Annotated in this window: 23 protein-coding genes; 6 read left to right on the top strand and 17 right to left on the bottom strand. The window is 73.8% G+C overall.

Going from position 1 to position 24,118, the window contains the following annotated elements; genetic code table 11:
- Positions 1-10 precede the first annotated feature (10 nt).
- The 6 genes from M3148_RS12650 to dinB all read right to left on the bottom strand — a co-directional run bounded on the left by M3148_RS12650 (position 11) and on the right by dinB (position 5,865).
- Positions 11-1,762 (bottom strand): peptidoglycan D,D-transpeptidase FtsI family protein, encoded by a 1,752-nt coding sequence (locus M3148_RS12650; protein WP_251305059.1) that lies wholly within the window; start codon positions 1,760-1,762, stop codon positions 11-13.
- Positions 1,759-2,142 carry a hypothetical protein gene (locus M3148_RS12645; RefSeq protein ID WP_251305058.1) on the bottom strand — a complete coding sequence of 128 codons (384 nt, stop codon included), beginning with the start codon at positions 2,140-2,142 and terminating at the stop codon, positions 1,759-1,761. Before M3148_RS12645 ends, M3148_RS12650 begins: the two co-directional genes overlap by 4 nt.
- A complete protein-coding gene (gene rsmH, locus M3148_RS12640) occupies positions 2,139-3,140 on the bottom strand; it encodes a 16S rRNA (cytosine(1402)-N(4))-methyltransferase RsmH (RefSeq protein ID WP_251305057.1) in 1,002 nt (333 codons plus the stop codon). Before rsmH ends, M3148_RS12645 begins: the two co-directional genes overlap by 4 nt.
- A 159-nt stretch (positions 3,141-3,299) precedes the next feature.
- Complete coding sequence (gene mraZ, locus M3148_RS12635; RefSeq protein WP_251305121.1) at positions 3,300-3,731, bottom strand: division/cell wall cluster transcriptional repressor MraZ; 432 nt, start codon at positions 3,729-3,731, stop codon at positions 3,300-3,302.
- Positions 3,732-4,106: 375 nt separating this feature from the next.
- The gene (locus M3148_RS12630) at positions 4,107-4,490 is read right to left on the bottom strand and encodes a DUF3040 domain-containing protein (RefSeq protein WP_251305056.1); all 384 of its coding nucleotides are present in this window, start codon (positions 4,488-4,490) and stop codon (positions 4,107-4,109) included.
- Between the two features lie 52 nt (positions 4,491-4,542).
- On the bottom strand, positions 4,543-5,865 hold the full coding sequence (gene dinB / locus M3148_RS12625) for a DNA polymerase IV (RefSeq protein ID WP_251305055.1): 1,323 nt from the start codon (positions 5,863-5,865) through the stop codon (positions 4,543-4,545).
- Between the two features lie 26 nt (positions 5,866-5,891).
- Here dinB and M3148_RS12620 point away from each other — a divergent pair, with 26 nt between their 5' ends.
- Positions 5,892-6,770, top strand: a complete 879-nt coding sequence (locus tag M3148_RS12620) for a spermidine synthase (protein WP_251305054.1) — start codon at positions 5,892-5,894, stop codon at positions 6,768-6,770.
- Positions 6,771-6,825: 55 nt separating this feature from the next.
- On the opposite strand, the gene M3148_RS12615 is transcribed toward M3148_RS12620, so the two are convergent.
- From M3148_RS12615 to M3148_RS12595, 5 genes are all read right to left on the bottom strand, one after another.
- Positions 6,826-7,029: a cold-shock protein gene (locus tag M3148_RS12615; RefSeq protein ID WP_110852282.1), complete on the bottom strand. Its 204-nt coding sequence runs from the start codon at positions 7,027-7,029 to the stop codon at positions 6,826-6,828.
- 206 nt (positions 7,030-7,235) lie between these two features.
- Positions 7,236-8,186, bottom strand: coding sequence for a PAC2 family protein (locus M3148_RS12610; RefSeq protein WP_251305053.1), 951 nt, complete (start codon positions 8,184-8,186; stop codon positions 7,236-7,238).
- 70 nt (positions 8,187-8,256) lie between these two features.
- Entirely contained in the window at positions 8,257-8,688 is a 432-nt protein-coding gene (locus M3148_RS12605) for a response regulator (RefSeq protein ID WP_251305052.1), read from the bottom strand.
- Positions 8,685-10,298 carry a sensor histidine kinase gene (locus tag M3148_RS12600; protein ID WP_251305051.1) on the bottom strand — a complete coding sequence of 538 codons (1,614 nt, stop codon included), beginning with the start codon at positions 10,296-10,298 and terminating at the stop codon, positions 8,685-8,687. Before M3148_RS12600 ends, M3148_RS12605 begins: the two co-directional genes overlap by 4 nt.
- A complete protein-coding gene (locus M3148_RS12595; protein ID WP_251305050.1) occupies positions 10,295-11,422 on the bottom strand; it encodes a SpoIIE family protein phosphatase in 1,128 nt (375 codons plus the stop codon). The genes M3148_RS12600 and M3148_RS12595 overlap by 4 nt, the downstream gene beginning before the upstream one ends.
- 137 nt (positions 11,423-11,559) lie before the next feature.
- On the opposite strand from M3148_RS12595, the gene M3148_RS12590 reads away from it, so the two are divergent.
- Genes M3148_RS12590 through mgrA form a run of 3 tightly spaced genes read left to right on the top strand, consistent with a single transcriptional unit; the run spans position 11,560 to position 16,066 of the window.
- The gene (locus M3148_RS12590) at positions 11,560-13,749 is read left to right on the top strand and encodes a HelD family protein (protein WP_251305049.1); all 2,190 of its coding nucleotides are present in this window, start codon (positions 11,560-11,562) and stop codon (positions 13,747-13,749) included.
- 56 nt (positions 13,750-13,805) lie between these two features.
- Positions 13,806-15,014, top strand: a complete 1,209-nt coding sequence (gene serA / locus M3148_RS12585; protein WP_251305048.1) for a phosphoglycerate dehydrogenase — start codon at positions 13,806-13,808, stop codon at positions 15,012-15,014.
- Between the two features lie 26 nt (positions 15,015-15,040).
- Positions 15,041-16,066, top strand: a complete 1,026-nt coding sequence (gene mgrA, locus M3148_RS12580) for an L-glyceraldehyde 3-phosphate reductase (RefSeq protein WP_251305047.1) — start codon at positions 15,041-15,043, stop codon at positions 16,064-16,066.
- Positions 16,067-16,114: 48 nt separating this feature from the next.
- Here the strand turns inward: mgrA and nrdR are convergent, their stop codons facing one another.
- Positions 16,115-16,624, bottom strand: a complete 510-nt coding sequence (gene nrdR, locus M3148_RS12575; protein WP_251305046.1) for a transcriptional regulator NrdR — start codon at positions 16,622-16,624, stop codon at positions 16,115-16,117.
- A 91-nt stretch (positions 16,625-16,715) separates the two neighbouring features.
- Positions 16,716-17,150: a LysM peptidoglycan-binding domain-containing protein gene (locus M3148_RS12570; protein ID WP_251305045.1), complete on the bottom strand. Its 435-nt coding sequence runs from the start codon at positions 17,148-17,150 to the stop codon at positions 16,716-16,718.
- Between the two features lie 208 nt (positions 17,151-17,358).
- Here M3148_RS12570 and lexA point away from each other — a divergent pair, with 208 nt between their 5' ends.
- Positions 17,359-18,027, top strand: coding sequence for a transcriptional repressor LexA (lexA, locus tag M3148_RS12565; protein WP_251305120.1), 669 nt, complete (start codon positions 17,359-17,361; stop codon positions 18,025-18,027).
- On the opposite strand, the gene M3148_RS12560 is transcribed toward lexA, so the two are convergent.
- Genes M3148_RS12560 through hflX form a run of 3 tightly spaced genes read right to left on the bottom strand, consistent with a single transcriptional unit; the run spans position 18,024 to position 22,507 of the window.
- On the bottom strand, positions 18,024-18,977 hold the full coding sequence (locus tag M3148_RS12560; RefSeq protein ID WP_251305044.1) for an L-lactate dehydrogenase: 954 nt from the start codon (positions 18,975-18,977) through the stop codon (positions 18,024-18,026). The genes lexA and M3148_RS12560 overlap by 4 nt on opposite strands.
- 33 nt (positions 18,978-19,010) lie before the next feature.
- The gene (locus M3148_RS12555; RefSeq protein WP_251305043.1) at positions 19,011-21,023 is read right to left on the bottom strand and encodes an ATP-dependent DNA helicase; all 2,013 of its coding nucleotides are present in this window, start codon (positions 21,021-21,023) and stop codon (positions 19,011-19,013) included.
- Positions 21,020-22,507, bottom strand: a complete 1,488-nt coding sequence (gene hflX / locus M3148_RS12550) for a GTPase HflX (RefSeq protein ID WP_251305119.1) — start codon at positions 22,505-22,507, stop codon at positions 21,020-21,022. The genes M3148_RS12555 and hflX overlap by 4 nt, the downstream gene beginning before the upstream one ends.
- A gap of 92 nt (positions 22,508-22,599) precedes the next feature.
- Between hflX and M3148_RS12545 the strand changes: the two genes are divergently transcribed.
- Positions 22,600-23,205 carry a class I SAM-dependent methyltransferase gene (locus M3148_RS12545; protein ID WP_251305042.1) on the top strand — a complete coding sequence of 202 codons (606 nt, stop codon included), beginning with the start codon at positions 22,600-22,602 and terminating at the stop codon, positions 23,203-23,205.
- Here M3148_RS12545 and dapF read toward each other — a convergent pair.
- Positions 23,202-24,113, bottom strand: a complete 912-nt coding sequence (gene dapF / locus M3148_RS12540) for a diaminopimelate epimerase (protein WP_251305041.1) — start codon at positions 24,111-24,113, stop codon at positions 23,202-23,204. The genes M3148_RS12545 and dapF overlap by 4 nt on opposite strands.
- Positions 24,114-24,118 lie beyond the last annotated feature (5 nt).

Genomic DNA, 24,118 nt, shown 5'->3' with positions numbered 1-24,118 from the left:
CGCAGCCGGCTCACTCTGCCCGCATCGGGAAGAGTGACGCTGGCGTCGTTGACGGAGGGATGCCGAGGTGCTGCAGCGTGTAGCCCGCGATGTCCTTGAACGCCGGCGCGGCGATGATCGAGGACGGCGCCTGGTGGCGCGGGTGGTACACGACGATGCCGACGGCGAACTGCGGGTCGTCCGCAGGGGCAACGCCGACGAAGTTCGCGACCGTGCGGGTGAGGTTGCCGTTCTCGTCCGGCACCTGCGCGGTGCCGGTCTTGCCGGCGAGGCGGTAGCCGTCGAGCTGGCCGAGCACCCCGGTGCCCTCCTGGTTGACGACGCCCTCCATCATCGTCACCATCTGCGCGGCCGTCTCCTCGCTCACCACCTGCCTGCCCTCGGGCACCTCCGCGGCGTGGAAGCGCCCCGTCGCGTCCGTCGTGCCGTCCACCAGCCGCGGCGCGTGGTAGGTCCCCCCGTTGCCCAGCGCGGCGGCGATGGCGGTGTTCTGGAGGAGGTTGACGGCCAGGCCCTGGCCGAACATCGTCGTGTAGCGCTGGCGGCCGTCCCAGGACTCGGGCGCGGCGAGCATGCCGGGGCTCTCGCCCGGCAGCTCGATGCCCGTGCGCTCCCCCATCCCGAAGGCACGGAAGTACTCGTAGCGTTCCTCGTCGCTGATCCGGTCACCGATCTGCACGGTTCCGGTGTTCGAGGAGGTCGCGAGGATCCCCGCGACGGTCATCTGCTCGGTCGCGTGCGGGTCGGCGTCGGAGAACGTCTGACCGGACGGCGTGGTGAACCGGTCAGGTGTGGTGAACGTCGTCGTCGGGGTGACCGCTCCGGTGTCGACGGCAGCGGCGACGGTGGGGAGCTTGCCGGTCGAGCCGTTCTCGTAGGCGGCCTGCACGGCGCGTGAGCCACGGTTCTCCGGGGGGCTGGCCTGGTAGTTGCTGGGGTCGACGGCGTCAGAGTCGGCGATGGCCAGGATGCGGCCGGTGCCGATCTCCTGGACGACCATCGCGCTCCACGCCGCCTTGAAGGTGTCGTTCGTCTCGTCGATGATCTGCTGCGCGCGGAACTGGACGTCCCGGTCGATCGTGGTGTGGACGGTGTCGCCCGGCTCGGCGGGGACCGTCTCGCGCAGCCCCGTGGGGATGGACTGACCGGTGCGGCCGATCTCGACCACGCTGCTGCCCGGCATGCCGCGCAGCTGCTCCTCGAAGGTGAGCTCGAGGCCGGCGAGCCCCTCGTTGTCGCGCCCGACGTAGCCGAGGACGTTGCCGGCGGTGTTGCCGTTGGGGTAGAGCCGCTCGGTGGTCTGCTCCGGCTCGATGCCGGGGATCTTCAGCGCCTGGACCTCGCGCCACTCCTCCGGGGTGAGGCCGCGGGCGATGTAGGCGAAGGTCGAGTCACCGACCATGTCCGCGCCGAGCTCGGCGGGGTCCCGGGCCAGGACCGGGGCGAGAAGAGCGGCCGCGGCGACGGCGCCCTCCTTCTCCTCACCGTCGATCTCCGCCTGGAACTCGCGGACCTTCAGCTGGTTGACGCCGACGTTGTAGCGCTGGACGGAGGTGGCGAGCACCTCCCCGTTGGCGTCGAGGATGTCACCGCGCATGGCCTGGATCGTGGCGTGCGAGAGGCGGCTGTTGAGCGCGTCCTCGGCCAGGCGCGGACCCTCGAGGGCCTGGACGTAGACGAGGCGGCCGGCGAAGACGATGACGATCGCGAGGACGACGGCGAGGACGGCGTTATGACGCCGGACGAGGGTGCGGCCACTCACTCCGCGTCACTCCCGCCCAGGATCGTGCCCTCCCGCAGGGAGATGAAGTCGACCCGCTCGGCGGGCTCCATGCCGAGCTCCTCGGCGCGGCGCTGGAGGCTGGCGGGCGAGCCGGCCTCCTCGACCTGCTGCACGAGCGCGGTCTGGGCCTCCTCGAGCCGGTTGAGGTTCTGCGTGGCGTCGTGGATGGCATAGGCGTCCACGGCCATCTGGGTGTTGATGAGCAGCGCGGCGACGAGCGAGCCGAGGAGGATCGTCGCGCACAGCAGGAGGTAGGGCACCAGGGACCGGGCCGGCGCGGGGCTGCGCACGACCTGGAGCCGCGGGCGCCAGGACCGGCGCGGCTCGACGGCGGCGGTACGGGCGGGCATCGCACTCATGCGGCGCTCCTTGTTCGTGGACGCATGTGGTCGGGAGTGGGGCGGGTGCGCTCGGCGGCGCGCAGGCGGACAGAGGTGGCCCGGGGGTTGGCGGCGCGCTCGGCGTCGTCGGCCTCCTCCGCGCCGCGCGTGAGCAGCGTGAGGTAGGGCTTGTGGGTCTCGGGCTCGACCGGGAAGTCCGGCGGCGCCGAGGACGTCGCTCCGCGGGCCAGGGCCCGCTTGACGGCCCGGTCCTCCAGGGAGTGGTAGGCCATGACGACGATCCGGCCGCCGACGGCGAGCGACTCCAGCGCGCGCGGCAGCGTCCGCTCGAGGACGGCGAGCTCGTCGTTGACGGCGATGCGCAGCGCCTGGAACGTCCGCTTGGCGGGGTTGCCGCCGGTGCGGCGGGTGGCGGCGGGGATGGCGGCGCGGACGAGGTCGACGAGCTCGCCCGTCCGCAGGATCGGCTGCTGCTCCCGGCGGCGGACGATGGAGGAGGCGACGCGCTTGGCGAAGCGCTCCTCCCCGTAGTCACGCAGGATGCGACTCAGCTCACCGACCGACGCCGTGGCGAGGAGCTCCGCGGCGCTCATGCCGCGCGTGGGGTCCATCCGCATGTCGAGCGGGGCGTCCTGGGCGTAGGCGAAGCCGCGGTCGGCCTCGTCGAGCTGGAGGGAGGAGACGCCGAGGTCCATGAGGATCCCGTCCACTCCTCCGGGCGCGTGCTCCGCGGCCACCCGGTCGATGTCGTCGTAGACGGCGTGGACGGCGGTGAAGCGCTCCCCGAAGGGGGCGAGCCGGTCACCGGCGAGCGCGATGGCCTGCGGGTCACGGTCGATGCCGACGACCCGGGCCTCGGGGAAGCGCTGCAGCGCGAGCTCGCTGTGCCCGCCCATGCCGAGGGTCGTGTCGACGAGCACGGTGCCCGGCCGCTCGAGGGCCGGGGCGAGGAGGTCGAGGCAGCGTGCGGCGAGCACGGGGACGTGGCGCTCGGCGGCGCTGCGGTCCTCGGTCATGGCCCTCCTCCCTGTCTCGGTCTGGTGCTGCTCGGTCGTGCCACTGGGGCGGTCGGGGGCCCTCCACCACCCGACCAGGACTCCCGCCGCCGGGCTCTGGCGCCGGGGAAGTGCGTCAGAGTCGCGGTGAGAGACCTCGTCGTGCGGAGGTCGGGTGCGTCAGAAGAGTCCGGGGACCACCTCCTCGGCCGTGTCGGCGAAGGCGTCCTCGGAGGCGGCCAGGTAGTCGTCCCACGCGGGGGCGGACCAGATCTCCACCCGCGAGCCCGTCCCGATGACGGCGAGCTCGCGCTCGAGGCCGGCGTACTGGCGCAGGTGGGGCGGGATGGTGATGCGGCCCTGTTTGTCGGGCTGCTCGTCGGTGGCTCCGGCGAGCAGGACGCGGGAGTAGTCACGCACGCGCCGGTCGGTGATCGGCGCCTTGCGCAGCTGCTCGTGGATCTCCTCGAACTCCCGCATCGGGTAGGCCGCCAGGCAGCGCTCCTGGCCCTTGGTGAGGACCAGACCCCCGGCGAGCTGGTCGCGGAACTTGGCGGGCAGGATCAGGCGGCCCTTGTCGTCCAGGCGCGGGTGGTAGGTGCCGAGGAACACGCAGTCCACCACCCTTCACCGAACCACTCGCCGCCATTGCGCCCCACATTACTCCACTTCCCTCCCCCGTCAATGGAAAGACGCGTCACGCCACCCACTTCCCACGGCGTCGCCGCAGGTCAGCCGGGGTGGAGAGAAGTGGAGGAGATCTTCACCGGAGACGGCGTCGGCGCGTCGTCACCCGGCCCGCATGGCCGGTGATCCGCCTGCCCGCCCGCCGGGGAGCACGGTGGAGGGCGGTGGGCCCCACCGGTGGAGCGATGTGGGGGGCGGCCGGAGGAGCGATGTGGCGCGGCCGACGGAGGGAGGGGCCCTCAGACGCCGAGAGCCGGACTCCTCAGGTGAGGAGTCCGGCTCTTGCGAGAAGGGAGTGGGTCAGCGGCCGTGCTCGTCGCGGCGGCGGTCCCAGCGCTCCTCGAGACGCTGCATGAAGCCGCCGTGGCGCGGCGGCGCGGCGGCGGGCCCTCCGGCCCGCGGCCGGGAGGACGGCGCCTTGGGCGCGCCGTTCCGCGGCTTGGAGATCGCGAGCATGACTCCCCCGAGCATCGCGACGAAGCCGAGGACACCGAGCCACACGAGGGAGGCGGCGACGCCTCCCACGAGCATCGCGAGGCCGGCGAGGACGGCCAGCGTCCCGAGGGCGAGGCGACGGCCCGAGTAGCGCTGCTCGGAGGTGAAGGTGCTCACCAGGCGGGGGTCGGAACGGAGCTGCTGCTCCATCTGGCTGAGCACCCGCTGCTCATACTCAGAAAGAGGCATCGGTCCTCCGATCCTGGTCGAGGTGCCCTCCACGAGGGCGACTGACCCAAGTTTAGGTCCCCGGAGCGCCGGGGGAAAGCCGACCGGAGCCCGACTCTTCCCAGCGGCGCTGCCGACTGCCCCCCGCCGTCGGCTCCGGCCCTTCGGACGGGCCCGCTCCCGGCTCCGCGGAGCGCTCGAGAAGGGATGCCGGACGCAGCGCCGCGGGCCCGAAACGCCGTCGGATCGTGTCCATCGCCGTCTCCGCCTCGCGCCGGTTGTCGTCCTCGTCGAGGCGGAGCTGGACGCCCTCACCGGCCGGCTGCAGCTGCTCGACCCGCACCCCGACGAGGCGTACACCGCCCGGCGGCAGCGCGACGTCGTCGAGGAGCGAGCGGGTGACGGCGAAGACGTCGTGCGCGACGTCCGTCGCCTCGGTGGCACGCGAGCGGCTGATCGTCCGGAAGTCCGAGAAGCGCACCTTGAGCGCCACGGTGCGGCCGACCATGCCGGCGGCGCGCAGCCGCGCGGCGGTGCGGTGCGCCTGGTCGAGGAGGACCGCCTCGAGGGTCGCCCGGTCGGTGACGTCCGCGGCGAAGGTCGTCTCGGTGCCGACGGACTTCTCCACCCGCTCCGGCTCCACGGCGCGCGGGTCGCGCCCGCCCGCGAGGTCGTGCAGCCGCTGCCCCGCCGCCACCCCGAGGATCCTGTGGAGCGTGCGCACCGGCTGGGCGGCGAGCGCCTCCACGGTGTCGATGCCGTGGACGTGGAGCCGCTCGCGCGTGCGCTCCCCCACGCCCCACAGCGCTCCCACGGGCAGGGAGTGGAGGAAGGGAAGCGTGGCCTCGCGCGGGACGAGGAGCAGCCCGTCGGGCTTCGCGTGGCTGGACGCGAGCTTGGCGACGAACTTGGTCGCCGCCACTCCCACGGACGCGGGAACGCCCAGCTCGCGGTGGATGCGCTCGCGCAGGGCACGGGCGATCGCCACCGGGGGGCCGAGCCGCCGCCGGGCGCCGGACACGTCGAGGAAGGCCTCGTCGATGCTCACCTTCTCCATGACGGGAGTGACGTCGGCGAGGATCGCCATGACCTGCCGCGAGACGCGGGTGTACGTGTCGTGGTGGGGCGGCAGGACGACGGCCTGCGGGCACAGCGCTCGCGCCCGCGACATCGGCATCGCTGAGTGCACGCCGAAGCGCCGGGCCTCGTAGGTGGCGGACAGGACGACGCCGCGCTGCTCGCCACCGACGATGACCGGCCAGCCGAGGAGGTCGGGACGGTCGAGGAGCTCGACGGCGGCGAAGAAGGCGTCCATGTCGACGTGGAGGACGCTCGTGCCCGTGTCGTCGCTGCCCCAGTCGCGCCGGGCCGCGGCGCTGCGCTCGCCTCTGCTCATGTCGTGTTCAAGGCTAGCCTGGGCGCATGCCCGAGCGCCCAGCCCTCCGACGGCGCGGCCGCAGCAGGCGTCTGCCCCTCCCCGACCTGCCCGAGGGCCCGGTCCGGACCTCCACCGGGGTGGTCGAGCTGCTGCGCGACCCCTCCCGGCCGTCGGCTGTCACCGTCTTCATCAACGACGCCGAGAGCTCCTACGTCGACCTCGCGGACCCGGCACACCTCGAGTTCGAGTACATGCAGCAGATGACGGTCGTCCTGGAGGAGGCGGGAGCCCCGGCACCGGAGCCGCTCCGCGCCGTCCATCTCGGCGGCGCCGGCTGCGCCCTGCCGCGGGCGGTGGAGGCGGCGCGCCCCGGGTCGACCCAGCTCGTCGTCGAGATCGACGCGGAGCTCGCCCGGCTGTCGCGGCTGTGGTTCGACCTGCCCCGCGCCCCCCGCCTGCGGGTGCGGGTGGCGGACGCGCGCGCCGCCCTCGGGACGCTCACGCCCGGGTCCTGGGACGTCGTCGTGCGGGACGTCTTCGCCGGCGTCGTCGTCCCGAACCACGTGCGGACGGTGGAGGCCGCCGAGGAGGCGCGCAGCGCACTCACCGAGGACGGCCTGTACCTCGTCAACCTCACCGACCGGCCGCCGCTCACGGTGGCCCGCACCGAGGTCGCCACGCTGCGGGAGGTCTACCCGCACGTCGCGCTCATCGCCGATCCCGCGATCCTCCGCGGCCGCCGCTACGGCAACGTCGTGCTCGTCGGCTCGGCGCACCCGGTCGCGACGCCGGGCCTGGCCCGGGCGTTGCGGGGGCTCCCGCTGCCGGTGCGGCTGGTGGCCGGGGAGGAGCTCGTCGACTTCGCCGGCTCACACGCCCCCCGCCACGACGACGTCCCGGTCGCGTCACCCGGCGAGTCCTGAGCCGGGGACGACGAAGGGGCCCGCACCGTCACCGGTGCGAGCCCCTCCACGGGTGTCAGAGCGGGCGGACGCTCTCCGCCTGCGGGCCCTTGGGGCCCTGCGTGATCTCGAACTCGACGCGCTGTGCCTCCTCGAGGGAGCGGTAGCCGTCGGACTCGATCGCGGAGTAGTGGACGAAGACGTCGGCGCCGCCGCCGTCCTGGGCGATGAAGCCGTAGCCCTTCTCAGCGTTGAACCACTTCACGGTTCCCTGTGCCATGTGAGTGTCCTTCCGGGGACGTTGTGGGACCGGCCGTGTGCCGGCTCCGTCGTGCCGCAATGCCTCGTCCCACGTCGTGCTAGGCCCAGCCATTGGCCAGGGTCATACGTAAGCGAACTGCAACTGCAACGCGGACAAGTGTGGCACGTCCGCGCCGTCGTGACTAGCGATCGGAAGGACGCCCGCCGGGGGCGCGACGTCGGCCGCTACGCGTCCTCGCGCGGCTCCGGGAGACCTTCACCAGCGGCGTCGTCGGGGTCCCCCGCGAGGTCCTGGTCGGCGAGGAACGCCTCGACGGCGGCACCGATCTCGTCGGCCGTAGGGAGGTCGACGGGCTGGGCGAGGAGGGTCGCCTTCGTCTCCTGGTTCACGCCGCGCATGAAGGCGTCGTACTGCTGCTCGAGGGCCTTGACGACCGCGGTGACCTCCGGCGACGAGGACACCTGACGCTCGATCTCGTTCGCGGCCTCGGTGGCCGCCTCCTCGAGGTCCCCGACCGGCAGGGCCAGCTCACCGGAGCGGGCGGTCTGGCGGACGAGCTCGGCGGCGGCCTGGTGGAAGTGGCTCTGGGCGAGGTAGTGGGGCACGTTGGCGGAGAAGCCGACGGCCTGGTGGCCGGCCTGGCCGAGCCGGTACTCGAGGAGCCCGGTGACGCTCCCCGGCACCTGGACGGTGCCGATGATCTCGGGCTGGGCCGAGATGAGGCCCGACTCGCTCGCGTGGGCGGTCACGGTCGTGGGCCTGGTGTGCGGCACGCCCATCGGCACGCCGTGAATGCTGATCGTGCGCTGCACGCCGTGGCGCTGGACGACGTCGATGACGGCGTCGACGAAGCCGTGCCACCGCAGGTCCGGCTCGGTGCCGTGAAGGAGGAGCAGCTCGGTGCCCTCGTCGTCACGCAGCACGTCGAGGACGACGTAGGGCTCCTCGTAGTCCGTCCAGCGCCAGTTCTCGAAGGTCATCGGCGGCCGGTGCGCCCGGTAGTCGATGAGCTCGTCGGCGCGGAAGGTGAGCAGGCGCTGGTGCTCGAGGGTGGCGGTGAGGTGGCGCGCGGCGAGCGCGGCCGCGTGCCCCGCGTCCATGGCGCCCGTCAGCGCGTTGACGAGCACTCGCGCGTGGACGTCCCCTGCCTCGGGGTGCACGTCGTACAGCTCCACCAGCGTTCTCCCTCCTCAGGCTTCGGTCACCGGGTGGAACGCGCGGGCCGCTGCCCGCATTCCCGGTGGCTCAGCGGCCGGGCAGCCGCACGACCGAGACGAAGAAGTCGTCGATCTTGCGGACGACCTCGATGAAGCGCTCGAAGTCCACCGGCTTGGTGACGTAGGCGTTCGCGTGGAGGTTGTAGCTGCGCAGGATGTCCTCCTCCGCGTCGGAGGTGGTGAGGACGACGACGGGGATGCGACGCAGCTCGGGGTCGGCCTTGAGCTCACCGAGCACCTCGCGGCCGTCCATCCGGGGGAGGTTGAGGTCGAGGAGCACGAGGTCCGGCGTCGGCGCGTCGGCGTACTCCCCCTCCTTGCGCAGGTAGGCCATGGCGGACTCACCGTCGGCGACGACGGTGAGCTGGTTGGCGACCTTGTAGTCCGCGAAGGCCTCCTCGGTCATGAGGACGTCCCCGGGGTCGTCCTCGACCAGCAGCACGTCGATCATGTCGGTCATCGGTCCACCTCACTCGTCTGCGGGCCGCCGGCGGCGCCCGAGGTCATGATGGCACGCTCGTCGCCCGTTCCTGTCCGCGGCTCGACGGTCGACAGCCCCCGGTGCGCGGACGCGGGGACCGTCCACCGGACGGCCGTGCCCTTGCTCGGGTCCTGGTGCTCCACCCAGATCCTGCCCCCGTGGTGCTCGACGATGCGCTTGCACATCGCCAGGCCGATGCCCGTGCCGCTGTAGGCGTCCTTGGCGTGGAGCCGCTGGAAGATGGCGAAGACACGCTCGGCGTGGCGCGGCTCGATCCCGATGCCGTTGTCGCTGCAGCGAAAGAGCCACTCCGAGCCCACCCGCTGGACGCCGATGTGCACGCGGGGGGTCTGGTCCGGGCGGCGGAACTTTACGGCGTTGCCGACGAGGTTCTGCATGAGCTGGGTGAGGAGCCCCGCGTGGCCGAGGACCTCCGGAAGCGGGTCGGAGGTGACCTGCGCGCCGGTCTCCTCGATCATCTCCGAGAGGTTGTCCAGGGCCTCGGTGAGGCAGTCGCCGACGTCCACCTGCGTCGGCTCCGCGTCACCGCGCCCGAGCCGCGAGAAGGCAAGGAGATCCTGGATGAGGCGCTGCATGCGCCGGGCGCCGTCGGAGGCGAAGGCGATGTACTGGTGCCCGCGCTCGTCGAGCTGGTCGCCGTAACGACGTTCGAGCAGCTGGGTGAAGGACGCGACCTTGCGCAGCGGCTCCTGCAGGTCGTGGGAGGCGACGTAGGCGAACTGCTCGAGGTCGCGGTTGGACGCCTCGAGCTCCACCCTCGCACGCTCCGTCGTCGCGATCTGGGTGACGAGGCGGCGGCGCATGAGGTCGACGTCGCGGGCGAGGGCGACGATCTCGTCGGGCCCGGAGACGGCCACCGGCCGCTCCAGCTCGCCCTCCGCGACGGCTCGGCTGCCCTCGGCGAGGTCCTCGAGCGGGTCGGTCACCCACCGGCGCAGGTAGCGCCACAGGAGGACGCCGGTGACGAGGCCGAGGACCGCGAGCGCCATGACGGAGCCCAGCAGCACCCGCTGCCACAGGGCCATGGCCGCGGCCCCCTCGGACCGGTAGTCGATGAGGTCGTCCAGGGCCGCGCGCAGCGACGTGCGCACCTCGCCGAAGAACACGGCACCGGGCTCCTGCCACTCCCCCAGCTCGACCTCGACGTCGGGCGAGCGGGTGGCGTCGATGAGGGGCTTGGCGTAGCCGGCGCGCCAGTCGTCGGTGGCGGCGGCGAGCGTGTCGAAGTGCCCGCTGAGCTCGGGCACCTGCGGCAGGATCTCGACGAGGCCGGCGCGCACACGGTCCGGCCGGCCGTAGGCGAGGTCGGTGTAGGGCTCGAGGAGGACCTCGTCGCCGCTCAGCGCGTAGGCGCGCACGGCGGCCTCGGCGTCGATGAGGTCGGCCTGCAGCTCCTCGAGCTCGACGACGGCGTTGAAGACGACGCCCGTCACCTCGTTCTGGTAGCGGGACAGCTGGCTGAACGCCCCGATCCCCACCAGCAGGACGAGCCCGAGCGAGATGCCGGCGGCGACGATCGCGGTACGCAGCCGGTTGCGCAGGGTCCACGCGACCCCGGTGGACCTCACGCGGGGGTCCAACCGAGCAGCGTGAGCTCGACCTGCCCGTCCGGCCCGTAGGCGCGCACGGCCCGCTCGACGGTGTCCGCGAGTGCGGCGTCGTCACCGGTGCCGCGGGAGGCGGCCTCGAGCACAGTGCCGAGCGAGGACCCCTCGGGTGCCGCGTTGGCCGCCTGGTCGAGCACGGCCGTGTGGAGCACGAGCAGCCGGTCCTGCGCACGCAGGTGCGTGCGGACGACGGGACGTGCGCCCGGTCCCGCGCCGAGCGGCGCACCGCGGTCGCCCGCCGCGGAGAGCGGGACGGCGTCCGCGGACAGGAGCAGGGGGGCGTGGTGACCGGCGAGGTGACACACCGCCTCGCGGCTGCCGGGAGCGAGCTCGACGACGACGGCGTTCACCACCCCCTCGTGGGCCGCCGCGAGGCGGTCGAGCACGGTGAGGACCTCGGGGACTGGCAGCTCGCTCAGCGCGAGCGCACGGAAGGCGGCGCGCACGTTCACCGCGAGCGCCGCCGCGGCCGGTCCGCTGCCCGCGGCGGTCCCGGTGACGCTGAGCACGGACCCGTCGGGACGTTCGACGACGTCGCACAGGTGGGGCGAGAGCGGTCCGCCGTCGTTGCTCCTGACGAGGACCCGCACCGGCGCGCCGGACAGGCGAGGCGACGGGCGCAGCGCGGAGGCGAGGCTCGAGACGGCCTCGACGTGGGCGCGCCGCTCCTCCTCGTTGCGCTTCTCGTGGTCACCACGGCGACGCTCGACGGCGTAGCGGAGCGCGCGGCCGAGGGCCTCGCCGCCCACCGTGCCCTTGACGAGGTAGTCGTCCGCGCCGGCGCCGACGGCCTCCAGGCCGCGGTCGGCGTCGTCGAGGCCGGTGAGCACGACGACGGCCGCACTGGAGGCGCTGCGCAGCTGGAGCAGCGCGTCCAGGCCGGAGGCGTCGGGCAGACCGAGGTCGAGGAGGATGCAGTCGACCGGCATGACGAGGGCGTCCAGCGCCGCCTCCAGGCTCCAGGCCCGGGTGACATCGGTGTCGATGCCGGCGTCGTGGAGGAGCTCCTCGACGAGCACGGCGTCGCCGTCGTCGTCCTCCACGAGAAGCAGGTGGAGGGCTGCGGAGGCCTCGCTGTCGGTCACTGTGGTCCTTCCGGTCGGTGGCGCCATCGTACGCAGCGGCGGGGAGGGCCTCGGACGCACGGCACGCGCGCCGTCGTCCATAATGGTCTGCCGGTCGAGACGGAAGCGGGGACGCGGTGCAGCCGAACGAGGCAGAGATGACGTGGCAGGCGGACCAGGAGTTCGTCGACCACGTCTACGGGCGCCTGGACGAGCTCCGGCGCCGCTACCGCCAGCGCCTGGAGGAGGTCCGGCGGCAGGGGGCGAGCGGCACGCCGCAGAACCGCTCGGAGCGTGACGCCTTCGCGGTCCACTACGAGGACACGCTGTCGCGCCTGGAGCAGGTGGAGAACCGGCTGGTCTTCGGCCGCCTCGACCTCACCGACGCCGCACGCCGCTACATCGGGCGCATCGGGATCGCCGACGAGGACCAGGAGTCGCTGCTCATCGACTGGCGTGCCCCGGCGGCGCGGCCCTTCTACCAGGCGACGGCGGCGCGGCGCGGCGACGTCGTGCGCCGGCGCCACCTCATGACCCGGGGGCGGCAGGTCACCGGGGTCGAGGACGAGCTGCTCGACACCGCGGCCGACGTCGAGGGTCTCACCGGTGAGGGCGCCCTCTTCGCGGCGATGGCCGCCGCCCGTGAGGGCCGGATGGGTGACATCGTCGCGACGATCCAGTCCGAGCAGGACGAGATCATCCGCGCGGAGTCCGAGGGCGTGCTCGTCGTCGAGGGTGGCCCGGGCACCGGGAAGACGGCGGTCGCTCTCCACCGCGCGGCCTACCTGCTCTACACCCACCGCGAGCGCCTCGAGCGCTCCGGCGTCCTCGTCGTCGGGCCCAGCCGCGTCTTCCTGCGCTACATCGAGCAGGTGCTCCCCTCGCTCGGCGAGAGCGGCGTCGTCGCGACGACGCTCGGTGACCTCCTCGCCGACGTCCCGGCGACCGGCAGCGAGCCAGAGGCGGTGGCCGAGGTCAAGGGCCGGGCCGTCATGGCGCAGGTGCTGCGTCACGCCGTGCGCGGGCTGCCCCGGCGCCTGGAGCAGCCGGTGCTGCTCGACGTCGACGGCGAGCAGGTGCGCCTCGAGCCGGAGGACGTGCGCGCCGCGCAGGAGCGGGCCCGCCGCAGCTCCCGGCCGCACAACGTGGCGCGCCGCACCTACGCGACCGCCGTGCTCGACGCGCTCACCCGGCGCTGGGCCGGGGAGAAGGGCCTGGACCTGGAGTCCGAGCAGGGCTGGCTGCTGCAGTCGCTGCGCGAGTCGCGCGACGCGCGCCGCGAGATCAACCTGCGGTGGATGCCCACCACGGCCGAGCAGCTGCTGCGTCGGCTCTACTCGGATTCCGCCTTCCTCGCGCGGCACGGTCGCGGCCTGAGCCTGGCGGATCGTCGGCTGCTCCGCCGCCCCGCCGACGCCCCGTGGACGCCGGCGGACCTGCCGCTGCTCGACGAGCTCGCCGTCCTCCTCGGGCGCCTGGAGAACCCGGAGGAGGAGCGTGCCCGGCTCGCGCGGGCCGCCGAGCGGGCGGCCGACGTCGCCTACGCCGAGCACGCGATCCGCGAGGACGGCATCGGGGGCGGGATGGTCGACGCCCAGACCCTCGCCTCGCGCTTCGCGGCACCGGAGGCGCGGCGCAGCCTTGCCGAGCGGGCGGCGTCCGACCGCGAGTGGACCTACGGGCACATCGTCGTCGACGAGGCGCAGGAGCTCTCCCCCATGGCGTGGCGCGCGCTGCTGCGCCGCAACCCCAGCCGGTCGATGACGCTCGTCGGCGACCTCGACCAGCGCTCGGGCCACCAGCCGGCGCGCAGCTGGACCGAGCTCCTGGGCACCGCGGCCAGCGAGCACGTGCGGACCGCGGCCCTGACGATCAACTACCGCACGCCGGCGGAGGTCATGGGCGCCGCCGTCCGGGTGCTGCGCGCGGCGGGCGGCGCCCAGGCCGCGCCGGCGCGCTCGGCACGCTCGGTCCCCGACTCGCTGCGCACGACGCGGGTGGCCGGTGACCATGAGGTGGCCGGCGTCGTCGTCGCGGAGCATGCGGCGATGGGCCGGGGACGCCTCGCGGTCCTCACGGGTCCGGGCCGCGTGCCGGCCATGCGCGAGCTCCTCGCCCCGCTGCTCGGCTCCGCGCTCGAGGCCCCGGGCGGCGACGTGCTCGCCGCGCCCGTCGTCGTCCTGGACGCCGTCACCGCCAAGGGGCTGGAGTTCGACGTCGTCGTCCTCGTGGAGCCGCAGGACATCGCCGCAGGAGGGCCGGGTGACCTCTACGTCGCGATGACGCGTCCCACGCGCCTGCTGCACGTCCTGCACCGCGGCGCACTGCCCCCGGGGCTGACCGACTGACGTCCGCAGGGCGGATCGGTTTTCCCGATCGTGCGCCGGTGCGCCACCATGGGCGGGTGCGCGCACTGCTACTGGAGAACCCCCACGAGAACGCCGACGCAGCCCTCGAGTCCGCCGGGCTGGAGGTGGTGCGCCACACTGGCGCCATGGACGAGGACGAGCTCATCGCCGCCCTCGACGGCGTCCAGGTGCTCGGTATCCGCTCGAAGACAACTGTCACGCGGCGCGTCCTCGAGGCCGCCCCGGACCTGCTGACGATCGGTGCCTTCTGCATCGGCACCAACCAGGTCGACCTCGCCACCGCGGCCCACCGCGGGGTGGCGGTGTTCAACGCCCCCTTCTCCAACACGCGCTCGGTCGTCGAGCTCACCCTCGCGGAGATCATCGCGCTCAACCGGCGCCTCACGGTCCAGGACAGCGCCTTGCACGAGGGGCGCTGGGACAAGTCGGCGGCCGGTTCGCACGAGGTCCGTGGCCGCACGCTCGGGATCGTCGGCTACGGCAACATCGGCACGCAGCTCTCCGTCCTCGCCGAGGCGCTCGGCATGCGCGTCGTCTTCTACGACACCGCCGAGAAGCTCGCGCTGGGCAACGCCCGGCGCATGGGCAGCCTCGAGGAGCTCCTCGAGATCGCCGACGTCGTCACCCTCCACGTCGACGGCCGGGCGGGCAACGCCGGCATGTTCGGGCGCGCGCAGTTCGAGCGGATGCGCCCCGGGGCGATCTTCCTCAACCTCTCGCGGGGCTTCCTCGTCGACTACGCCGCCCTGCGCGAGCGGGTGCTCGCCGGTGCGATCGCCGGTGCCGCCGTCGACGTCTTCCCCACGGAGCCCAAGCGCAACGGCGACCCCTTCGACTCCGAGCTGCGCGGCCTGCCCAACGTCATTCTCACCCCGCACGTGGGCGGCTCGACGGAGGAGGCGCAGGAGGGCATCGGCGCGTTCGTCTCGAACAAGCTCGCCTCCTACCTCCTCGACGGCACGACGACGATGAGCGTCAACGTCCCGCCGCTCGCCCTGGACCGCGCCCCCACGGCCCGCTACCGGGTCACCTACCTCCACCGCAACACCCCCGGCGCCCTCGCCCTCGTCAACCAGGCCTTTGCCGAGAGCGGGGCGAACATCGAGGGCCAGATCCTCGGCACGCGCGGCGACCTCGGCTACGTCGTCACCGACATCGGCGGGGAGCTGCCCGACGAGGCGCGCGTGGCACTGGACGAGGTCCCCGACACCATCCGGCTGCGGGTGCTCCTCGCCGGTCGGTGACAGCCCTGCCGCACTACCGTGTGGCCATGAGCTACCAGGCACACTCCGACCGATACGACTCGATGACCTACCGCCGCTGCGGGCGCAGCGGGCTCGACCTGCCGGCCATCGCGCTGGGCCTGTGGCAGAACTTCGGCCACAGCCACGCCGAGGACACCCAGCGCGAGATCGTCCTGCACGCCGTCGACCGCGGGGTCACGCACATCGACCTCGCCAACAACTACGGCCCGCCGCCGGGCGCGGCCGAGTCCTTCTTCGGGCGGCTCCTCTCCGAGGACCTCGCGCCCTACCGCGACGAGCTCGTCATCTCGACCAAGGCCGGCTACCGCATGTGGCCGGGCCCCTACGGCGAGTGGGGCTCGCGCAAGTATCTCCTGTCGTCCCTCGACGCCTCCCTGCGTCGCCTCGGGCTCGACTACGTCGACATCTTCTACTCCCACCGTGACGACCCGAGCACGCCGCTGCGCGAGACGATGGGCGCCCTGAAGACCGCCGTCGACTCCGGTCGGGCGCTGTACGCGGGCATCTCCTCCTACACCGCCGAGCGCGCGGCCGAGGCGGTGGCCGTGGCCGAGGAGATCGGCCTGACCCTCCTCGTCCACCAGCCCTCGTACTCGATGCTCAACAGGTGGGTCGAGGAGGGCACGCCCTCGGTGCTCGACGTCACCGAGGAGGCGGGCATGGGCAACGTCGTCTTCTCCCCGCTCGCGCAGGGGATGCTCACCGAGAAGTACCTCGACGGCGTCCCGGCGGACTCCCGCGCCGCCCGTGGCGGGTCGCTGAGCGAGGACTTCCTCACCGAGCAGACGCTCGCGCACATCCGCGCGCTGTCGGGGATCGCGAAGGAGCGGGGCCAGACCCTGGCCCAGCTCGCTCTCGCCTGGGTGCTGCGCGACCCGCGCGTGACGACGGCACTCGTCGGCGCCTCGAGCGTGGCCCAGCTCGACGACTCGCTCGCGGCGCTGGACAACGTCCACATCAGCGACGAGGAGCTGGAGCGGATCGACGGGCACGCCGTGGACGCCGGCATCAACATCTGGGCCAAGCGCTGAGGAGACCGGTGACGGTGGCGGCTTCCCCTCCGCCACCGTCACCGGTGGTCAGTGCGAGCCCGGCTCGCTGGGCCCCACAGTAGCGGAGTCGCCCTCGGTGACGGGGTCGATCGGGCGCTCCGCGCGCAGCGCTGCGATCGCCGCCTCGAAGTCCTCCAGCGACGTGAAGGCGGAGTACACGCTGGCGAAGCGGAGGTAGGCGACCTCGTCGAGCTCGCGGAGGGGCCCGAGGATCGCCAGCCCGACGTCGTGGGCGTTGATCTGCGCCGCCCCGGCCGCCCGCACCGTCTCCTCCACCTGCTGGGCGAGGAGCGCGAGGTCGTCGTCGGAGACGGGACGGCCCTGGCAGGCCTTGCGGACGCCGGCGACGACCTTCTGGCGGCTGAAGGGCTCGACGACGCCGGAGCGCTTGACGACCGAGAGGCTCGAGGTCTCGACGGTCGTGAAGCGGCGGTGGCAGGCCGTGCACTCGCGACGCCGACGGATCGCGGAACCGTCGTCCGCCGTCCGCGAGTCGATGACCCGCGAGTCCGCGTTCCGGCAGAACGGACAGTGCACGTGAGCTCCTCGCTGCTTGGGCAGGCCACCGCGTGGCACCGCTGGGAGCACGGTACGGGCGCCGCGGCGCGAGGTGCAAGGCTGCGCGGGCTCAGCCCGCCGGGACGACGAGCTGCTGGCCCACGACGAGGTCGCCCGAGGCGAGCCCGTTGAGCTGGAGGATCTCGTCGACCACATCCCGAACGTCCTGCCCCTCGGGCGCCGTGGCCGCGGCGATCGCCCACAGGGTGTCCCCCGTGGCGACGCTCACGCGCTCCACCGGGCCCTGGTAGCCCTGCGCGTCCGCCGTGAGGCTGCCGAGCCAGCCGCCACCGGCGACGGCAGCGGTGAGGGCGACGGTGAGCACGAGCACGGACCGCACGAGACGGCCGCGGGCGGTCAGGCGGACCGCCGGGCGGGCGGCCGACGCGGGCTCGGCGGGCCGCGGGGCCGGGGCCACGTAGCCGGGGCCGACGAGCTGGAGGTGACCCCGGCGCCGGCCGGGCACCTCTCGGACCGGGACCGCGGGAATCGCTAGTGCACTCATCGTCTCCTCCTTCGAACGTCTGTACGTCGAACGTCTGTGCGACACCGTACTACTCGGGACCGACACTGTCGACACGCCGTCGAACAGATGTTTGATCTCGGCCCGAGAGCCTTCTAGGCTGTTGAGGACGAGCCCATCACCGACCACTGACATTCGAGGAGCACGTGCCGTGAACCCAGGCCAGGACGAGCGCGACAGCGGCGCCACGGTGCACGAGCTCCCGGAGCAGGAGCCGCTCGACGGCGCGCTCACCGAGCGCCAGCGGCTCGTCCTCGAGACGATCCGGCGCAGCGTGGACGAGCGCGGCTACCCCCCGACGATGCGGGAGATCGGCACGATCGTCGGGCTGGCCAGCCCTTCCTCGGTCAAGCACCAGCTGACCGCCCTGGAGCGCAAGGGGTACCTGCGGCGCGATCCCAACCGTCCGCGCGCCATCGAGATCGTCGGGACCGAGGTCCGCGGGCCCGCGCTCGGCAACCCCGAGGACGCGAGCGACGCCCCGGCGCCCGCCTTCGTCCCGGTCGTCGGGAGGATCGCGGCCGGCGGCCCGGTCCTCGCGGAGCAGGCCGTCGAGGACGTCTTCCCCCTCCCCCGCCAGCTCGTCGGGGACGGTGAGCTCTTCCTCCTCAGGGTGAGTGGCGACTCGATGATCGACGCCGCGATCTGCGACGGCGACTGGGTGGTCGTCCGGCGCCAGCCGGTCGCCGAGAACGGGGAGATCGTCGCGGCCCTGCTCGACGACGAGGCCACGGTCAAGACCCTCCAGCGCCGCGACGGCCACGTGTGGCTCATGCCGGCGAACGAGGCCTACTCCCCCATCGACGGGAGCGCCGCCCAGGTGCTCGGCCGCGTCGTCTCGGTGCTGCGCAGCCTCTAGAAGCCGAGCTCGCGAGCCACGGCGCGGATGTGCTCGGCGCTGGCCCGCAGGCCGGCCTGCTCGCTCGGCGTCATGGGGGGCAGCAGACGCTCCTGGGCGCCGTCACCGCCGACGACGGTGGGCACCGACAGGCAGACGCCGGAGATGCCGACGTAGTCGGTGAGCAGGGTGGAGACGGGCAGGACCCGGTTCTCGGCCCGGAGCACCGCCTGGATGATGCCGACGGCGGCGAGGGCGACCGCGTAGTTCGTCGCACCCTTGCCCTCGATGATCCGGTAGGCCGCGGTGACGACCTCCTCGGCGATGGCCGCCCGGGAGGGCTCGTCGAGGAGCGGGGCATGGGTGCTGCTCCAGTCGAGGAGCGGCACGGCCCCGATCATTGCCGAGCTCCACAGGACGAGCTCGGAGTCGCCGTGCTCACCGACGACGTAGGCATGGATGTTGGACGCCGCGATCCCGGTCTCCTGGGCGATGCGGTAGCGCAGCCGCGAGGTGTCCAGCACGGTGCCGGAGCCGAAGAGCTGCTCGCGCGGGAGCCCGGAGATCGTCAGCGCGGCCTGGGTGACGATGTCGACGGGGTTGGTCACCATGAGGAAGATCGCGTCGGGGGCGACGGCGGTGAGGCGAGGGACCAGCGTCCGCATGAGCCCCACCGTGCTGGCCGCGAGGTCCAGGCGCGTCTGGCCGGCGCGCTGCTTGGCGCCGGCGGTGATGACGACGACGTCGGCGCCGCGGCAGGCCTCGACGTCGTCTGAGCCGATGATCTGGGCGTGCGGCATGAACTGGATGCCGTGGGCGAGGTCGAGCGCCTCGGCCTCGACCTTCGCGCGGTTGACGTCGTGGAGGACGACGCGCCGGGCCGCGCCCTGCATGAGTAGGGCGTAGGCGAGGGTCGCCCCGACTGCTCCCGCCCCCACGATCGCGACCGTGCTCGCTCCTGCGCGTGCCATGAACACTTCCTTCCGTCGCCGACGACTCCGAGCCTAGGGGGTCGGTGCGGGCTGCGCGGCCAGGCGCCGCAGGGCGGCACGGGCCACCTCTCCGTCCGTCGTCGGCCACAGCGCCGGCATCGAGCCGCGCAGGAAGCTGCCGTACCTGGCGGTGGCGAGACGCGAGTCGAGGACGGCGACGACGCCGCGGTCCTCGGTCGAGCGTATGAGGCGTCCGGCACCCTGGGCGAGGAGGAGCGCCGCGTGCGTCGCCGCGACGGACATGAAGCCGTTGCCGCCGCCCGCGGCGACGACCTCCGAGCGGGCCGAGCGGACGGGGTCGTCGGGCCGCGGGAAGGGGATGCGGTCGATGACGACGAGCCGGCAGGTGCGGCCGGGCACGTCCACGCCCTGCCACAGGGACAGGGTGCCCACGAGCGTGGCCGACTCGTCCGCGGCGAAGCGCCGCACGAGGGAGGGCAGCTGGTCCTCCCCCTGGCACAGGACCGGGGTGTCGAGCTCGGCGCGGAGGAGCTCGGCGGCCTCGTCCGCGGCCCGCCGGGAGGAGAACAGCCCGAGGGCACCGCCGCCGGAGGCCCGGACGAGCTCGACGAGCTCGCGCTGGGCGTCCTCCCCCGGCCCGTCCCGGCCGGGCGCCGGCAGGTGGCGGGCGACGTAGAGGATGCCCTGGCGGCCGTAGTCGAAGGGCGAGCCGACGTCGACCCCGTGCCACCTCGGGCCGGGTGCCGGCCGCGGGGCGTCGTCGTCGGGCTCGAGGTGGTCGAGGAGGGTGACCCCGAGCGTTCGGGCCACCGGCGCGAAGCTGCCGCCGAGGGACAGGGTGGCGGAGGTGAGGACGGCGGCCTTGCCGGCGAGCAGCTCGGTGGCGATGGGACGGGCGACGTCGAGGGGCGCGAGATGCAGGCGCGCGGCCTCGAAACCGGTGCGTCCACGCTCGCACCACAGGACCTCACGGCGCTGGGCGACGCCGTCGCCGAGGAGGCGCTCGGCGATCTCGTGGAGGACGACCATGGCCGAGCGCGCCATGAGGCGCCCACCGGGCTCGGCCTCGCTCTCCCCGCGCATCGCGCTGATCGCCTCGCGGCTGCCGGCCTCGAGCAGCGTGACGGCGTCGAGGAGCTCGACGGGCACCGAGCGCAGCCGCCCGCTGGGCGCCGTCTCGAGCCAGGCGCCGAGCGCGCGGCCGGCGGCGTCGAGCGCCTCGACGGCCACGCCGGCGTGCTTGCGGGCCAGCCTGGCGGTGCGGTCGACGACGGCGGTGGACAGCTCGAGGGTGGACTGCGCCGTCACGCGCTCGGCCAGCTCGTGGGCCTCGTCGACGACGAGGACGTCGTGCTCGGGCAGCACGCGGGAGGAGCCCGCGGCGGCGATGCCGAGCATCGCGTGGTTGGTGACGACGACGTCCGCCTCGTGCGCCGCGCGCCGGGCGGCCTCGGGGAAGCACTCCTCGAGCATGGGGCAGCTCGAGCCGAGGCACTCGAGCTTGGTCACCGAGACCTGACGCCAGGCGCGGTCACCGACGCCGGGGTCGAGGTCGTCGCGGTCGCCGGTGTCCGTCTCCTCGGCCCACTCGCGCAGCCGGACGACCTGCTCGGCGAGCGGCCCGCGGGAGGTGCTGCTCGCGGCGTCGGCGGTGGCGGCGTCGACGGCGAAGAGGCCCGGCTCGTCCTCCGTGGGGTAGCCTCCGGCGACCTTGTGCTTGCACACGTAGTTGTGCCACCCCTTGAGGAGGGCCACCTGGGGGCGGGGCGCGCCGGAGGCGGCGACGATGTCGGCGACGAGCGGGACGTCGTGGGTGAGCACCTGGCGCTGGAGGGCGAGGGTGGCGGTGGAGACGACGGCGCGCTGGTGGTGGCGCACGGCGTGGTCCAGGACGGGCACGAGGTAGCCGAGGGACTTCCCGGTGCCGGTGCCCGCCTGGACGAGCAGGGCGCGCGGCTCCTGGAGGGTGCGGGCGACCTCCTCGGCCATCTCGAGCTGGCCCGCGCGCTCCTTGCCGCCCAGGCGCCGGACCGCGGCGGCGAGCAGCTCGGGCGTGCCGCTCACGCCGACGCGGCGGCGGTGAGGTCGGCCGCGAGGGTCGGGTCGACGAGCGCGGTCAGCTGCGTGCCGTCACCGGTGTGCTCCTCCGCCAGCACCTCACCGGTGGCGTGGGCGCGCGAGACGAGGTCACCGCGCGAGTAGGGCACGAGGACGTCCACGCGCACCGAGGGGCGCGGGAGCAGCTCGGCGATGCGCTCGCGCAGCTCCTCGATGCCCTCGCCGGTGCGGGCCGACACGGCGACGGCGCCCGGGTAGCGGGTGCGCAGCCCCGCGACGGTGCCGGGGTCGGCGAGGTCGGCCTTGTTGAGGACGACGAGCTCGGGGATGTCCTCGGTGCCGGGGATGTCGGCGAGGACGTCGTGGACCGCCTTGACCTGGCCCTCGGGGTCGGGGTGCGCGGCGTCCACGACGTGGAGGATGAGGTCGGCGTCGGCCACCTCCTCGAGGGTCGAGCGAAAGGCCTCGACGAGCTCGTGGGGCAGGGAGCGCACGAAGCCGACGGTGTCGGCGAGGGTGAAGACGCGCCCGTCCGGCGCCTCGGCCCGGCGCACCGTGGGGTCCAGGGTGGCGAAGAGCGCGTTCTCGACGAGCACCCCCGCGCCGGTGAGCCGGTTGAGGAGGGAGGACTTGCCGGCGTTGGTGTAGCCGGCGATGGCGACGGCGGGGACCTGCGCGCGGTGCCGCGAGGAGCGCTTGGTCTCCCGGGACGGGGCCATCGCGGCGATCTGGCGGCGCAGGCGCGCCATGCGGGTACGGATACGGCGGCGGTCGAGCTCGATCTTCGTCTCACCGGGCCCGCGGGAGCCGATACCGGCGCCGCCGGCGACGCGGCCACCGGCCTGCCGGGACATCGACTCGCCCCAGCCGCGCAGGCGCGGGAGCAGGTACTCGAGCTGGGCGAGCTCGACCTGGGCCTTGCCCTCCCGGGACTTCGCGTGCTGGGCGAAGATGTCGAGGATGAGGGCCGTCCGGTCGATGACCTTGACCTTGACGACGTCCTCCAGCGCACGTCGCTGGGAGGGGCTGAGCTCGGAGTCGGCGACGACGGTGTCGGCGCCCACCTCGGCGACGAGATCGGCGAGCTCGGCCGCCTTGCCCGAGCCGAAGAAGGTGGCGGGATCGGGGGTGGCGCGGCGCTGGAGCACGGCGTCCAGCACGACGGAGCCCGCGGTCTCCGCGAGCGCCGCGAGCTCACGCAGCGAGACCTCGGCCAGCTCGGCCTGCGCACCGGACCACAGCCCGATGAGGACGACCCGCTCGAGGCGCAGCTGCCGGTACTCGACCTCGGTGACGTCCTCGAGCTCGGTGGACAACCCGCCCACGCGTCGCAGCGCCGAGCGCTCCTCGCGGTCGAGCTGGTCGCCGTCGAGCTCGTGGCCCCCGGCGTCCTCCGCCTGGAGCGCCGTCCCGGCGCGCGCGAGCACCCGTGCCACGACGTCCCGTGCAGGGTCGCTCTCCTGTACCGCGTCGTCGTCGTGATCGGCCATGGTCTCCCAGTCCTCGTCCACCACTCCCAGGGTCCCACGTCACCCCCGCCGCGGCGACCAGATATCCCCAGGGGCGGGGTAGGTTTCGGTGGGTGAGCGAGCACTACTTCACCGCGCAGCCGGCATCCCCCGGGGAGACCCGCACCATCGACGTCGTCCTGCGCGGGCGACCGGTCCAGGTCCGCACCGCGCCGGGCGTCTTCTCCGGCGACCGCCTCGACCTCGGCACCCGCGTGCTCCTCGACGCCGCGCCCGACCCCGTCCCCGCCGGGACGCTCGTCGACCTCGGCTGCGGCTGGGGGCCGGTGACGCTGGCGATGGCGGCCGCGTCCCCGGGGGCGAGGGTCCTCGCCGTCGACGTCAACGAGCGGGCCCGGGACCTCACCGCACGGAACGCCGCCGCACTCGGGCTGGGCAACGTCGTCGTCGCCGCCCCCGAGGAGGCCGCCGGCCTCGTCGCGGACGGGATCGACGAGCTGTGGTCCAACCCGCCCATCCGCATCGGCAAAGAGGCGCTGCACGAGCTGCTGCGCACGTGGCTGGGGCGGCTGGCACCGGACGGACGCGCCCGGCTGGTCGTGAGCAAGAACCTCGGGGCCGACTCCCTGCAGCGCTGGGTCGAGGCCGAGCTCGGCCTGCCCACCGAGCGGCTGTCGAGCGCGAAGGGCTTCCGCGTGCTCGACGTGCGCCGCGCCTAGCGCAACGTGACGCGAGCGACCAGCGTCGCGGGGCCGGTGAGGAGTGCGCGGCCGTCGTCGGTGAGCCGCACGACCAGCTCCCCGCCGGGCACGAGCACCCGCCACAGCCGGGGCGCCCCCGCCCCGCCCCACGCGTGCAGCGCGACGGCGACGGCGCAGGCCCCCGTACCGCACGAGCGCGTCTCCCCCGCGCCGCGCTCCTGCACGCGCATGCGCACGGTGCCGGTGGGCTCGCCGTCCGTCGTCGTCTCCCCGAGGGGGACGACGATCTCGACGTTCGTGCCCTCGGCGAGTTCGGGGTCGACGGCGACGAGCGGGCCGAGGTCCGCCGCCGCCAGCTCGTCCTCGTCGGGCAGGGCGACGACGGCGTGCGGGTTGGGCATGGTGACGCGCAGCCCGGCGCGGGTGCCCTCGAGTCCGCGGACCTGGACGGCGACGTCGAAGCCGCGGGTGACGGCGTCACCACCGCCGGGCAACTGCCACGGGCCCATGTCGACGGTCCAGCCGGTGCCGGCGCGGGTGACGCTCCGCACGCCGCCGCGGGTGCCGATGAGCACCGGCTCGCCGTCGGCGGGAGCGATGAGGCCCTCGTCGACGAGGTAGGTGGCGAGGAGGCGGGCGGCGTTGCCGCACATCTCGGCGACCGAGCCGTCCGCGTTGCGGTAGTCCATGAACCACTCCGCGCCCTGCGCCGCGGCGGCGCGGGCCTCCGGCGTGCCCAGGGCGGCCGACCGGACGGCGCGGACGAGGCCGTCGGCGCCGATGCCGGCGCGCCGGTCGCACACGGCGGCGACCGCGGCGGCGTCGACGTCGAGGCGGGCGTCGGGGTCGGTGAGGAGGACGAAGTCGTTCTCGGTGGCGTGCCCCTTGGTGAGCGGGACACCCCGGAGCGGGGCCAGCGGCGACATGCGTG

Source organism: Georgenia satyanarayanai, from assembly GCF_023715365.1.
GTDB lineage: Bacteria > Actinomycetota > Actinomycetes > Actinomycetales > Actinomycetaceae > Oceanitalea > Oceanitalea satyanarayanai_B.
Note: the sequence above shows the minus strand (reverse complement) of the source record. Positions and strands in the feature narration are given on the sequence as shown.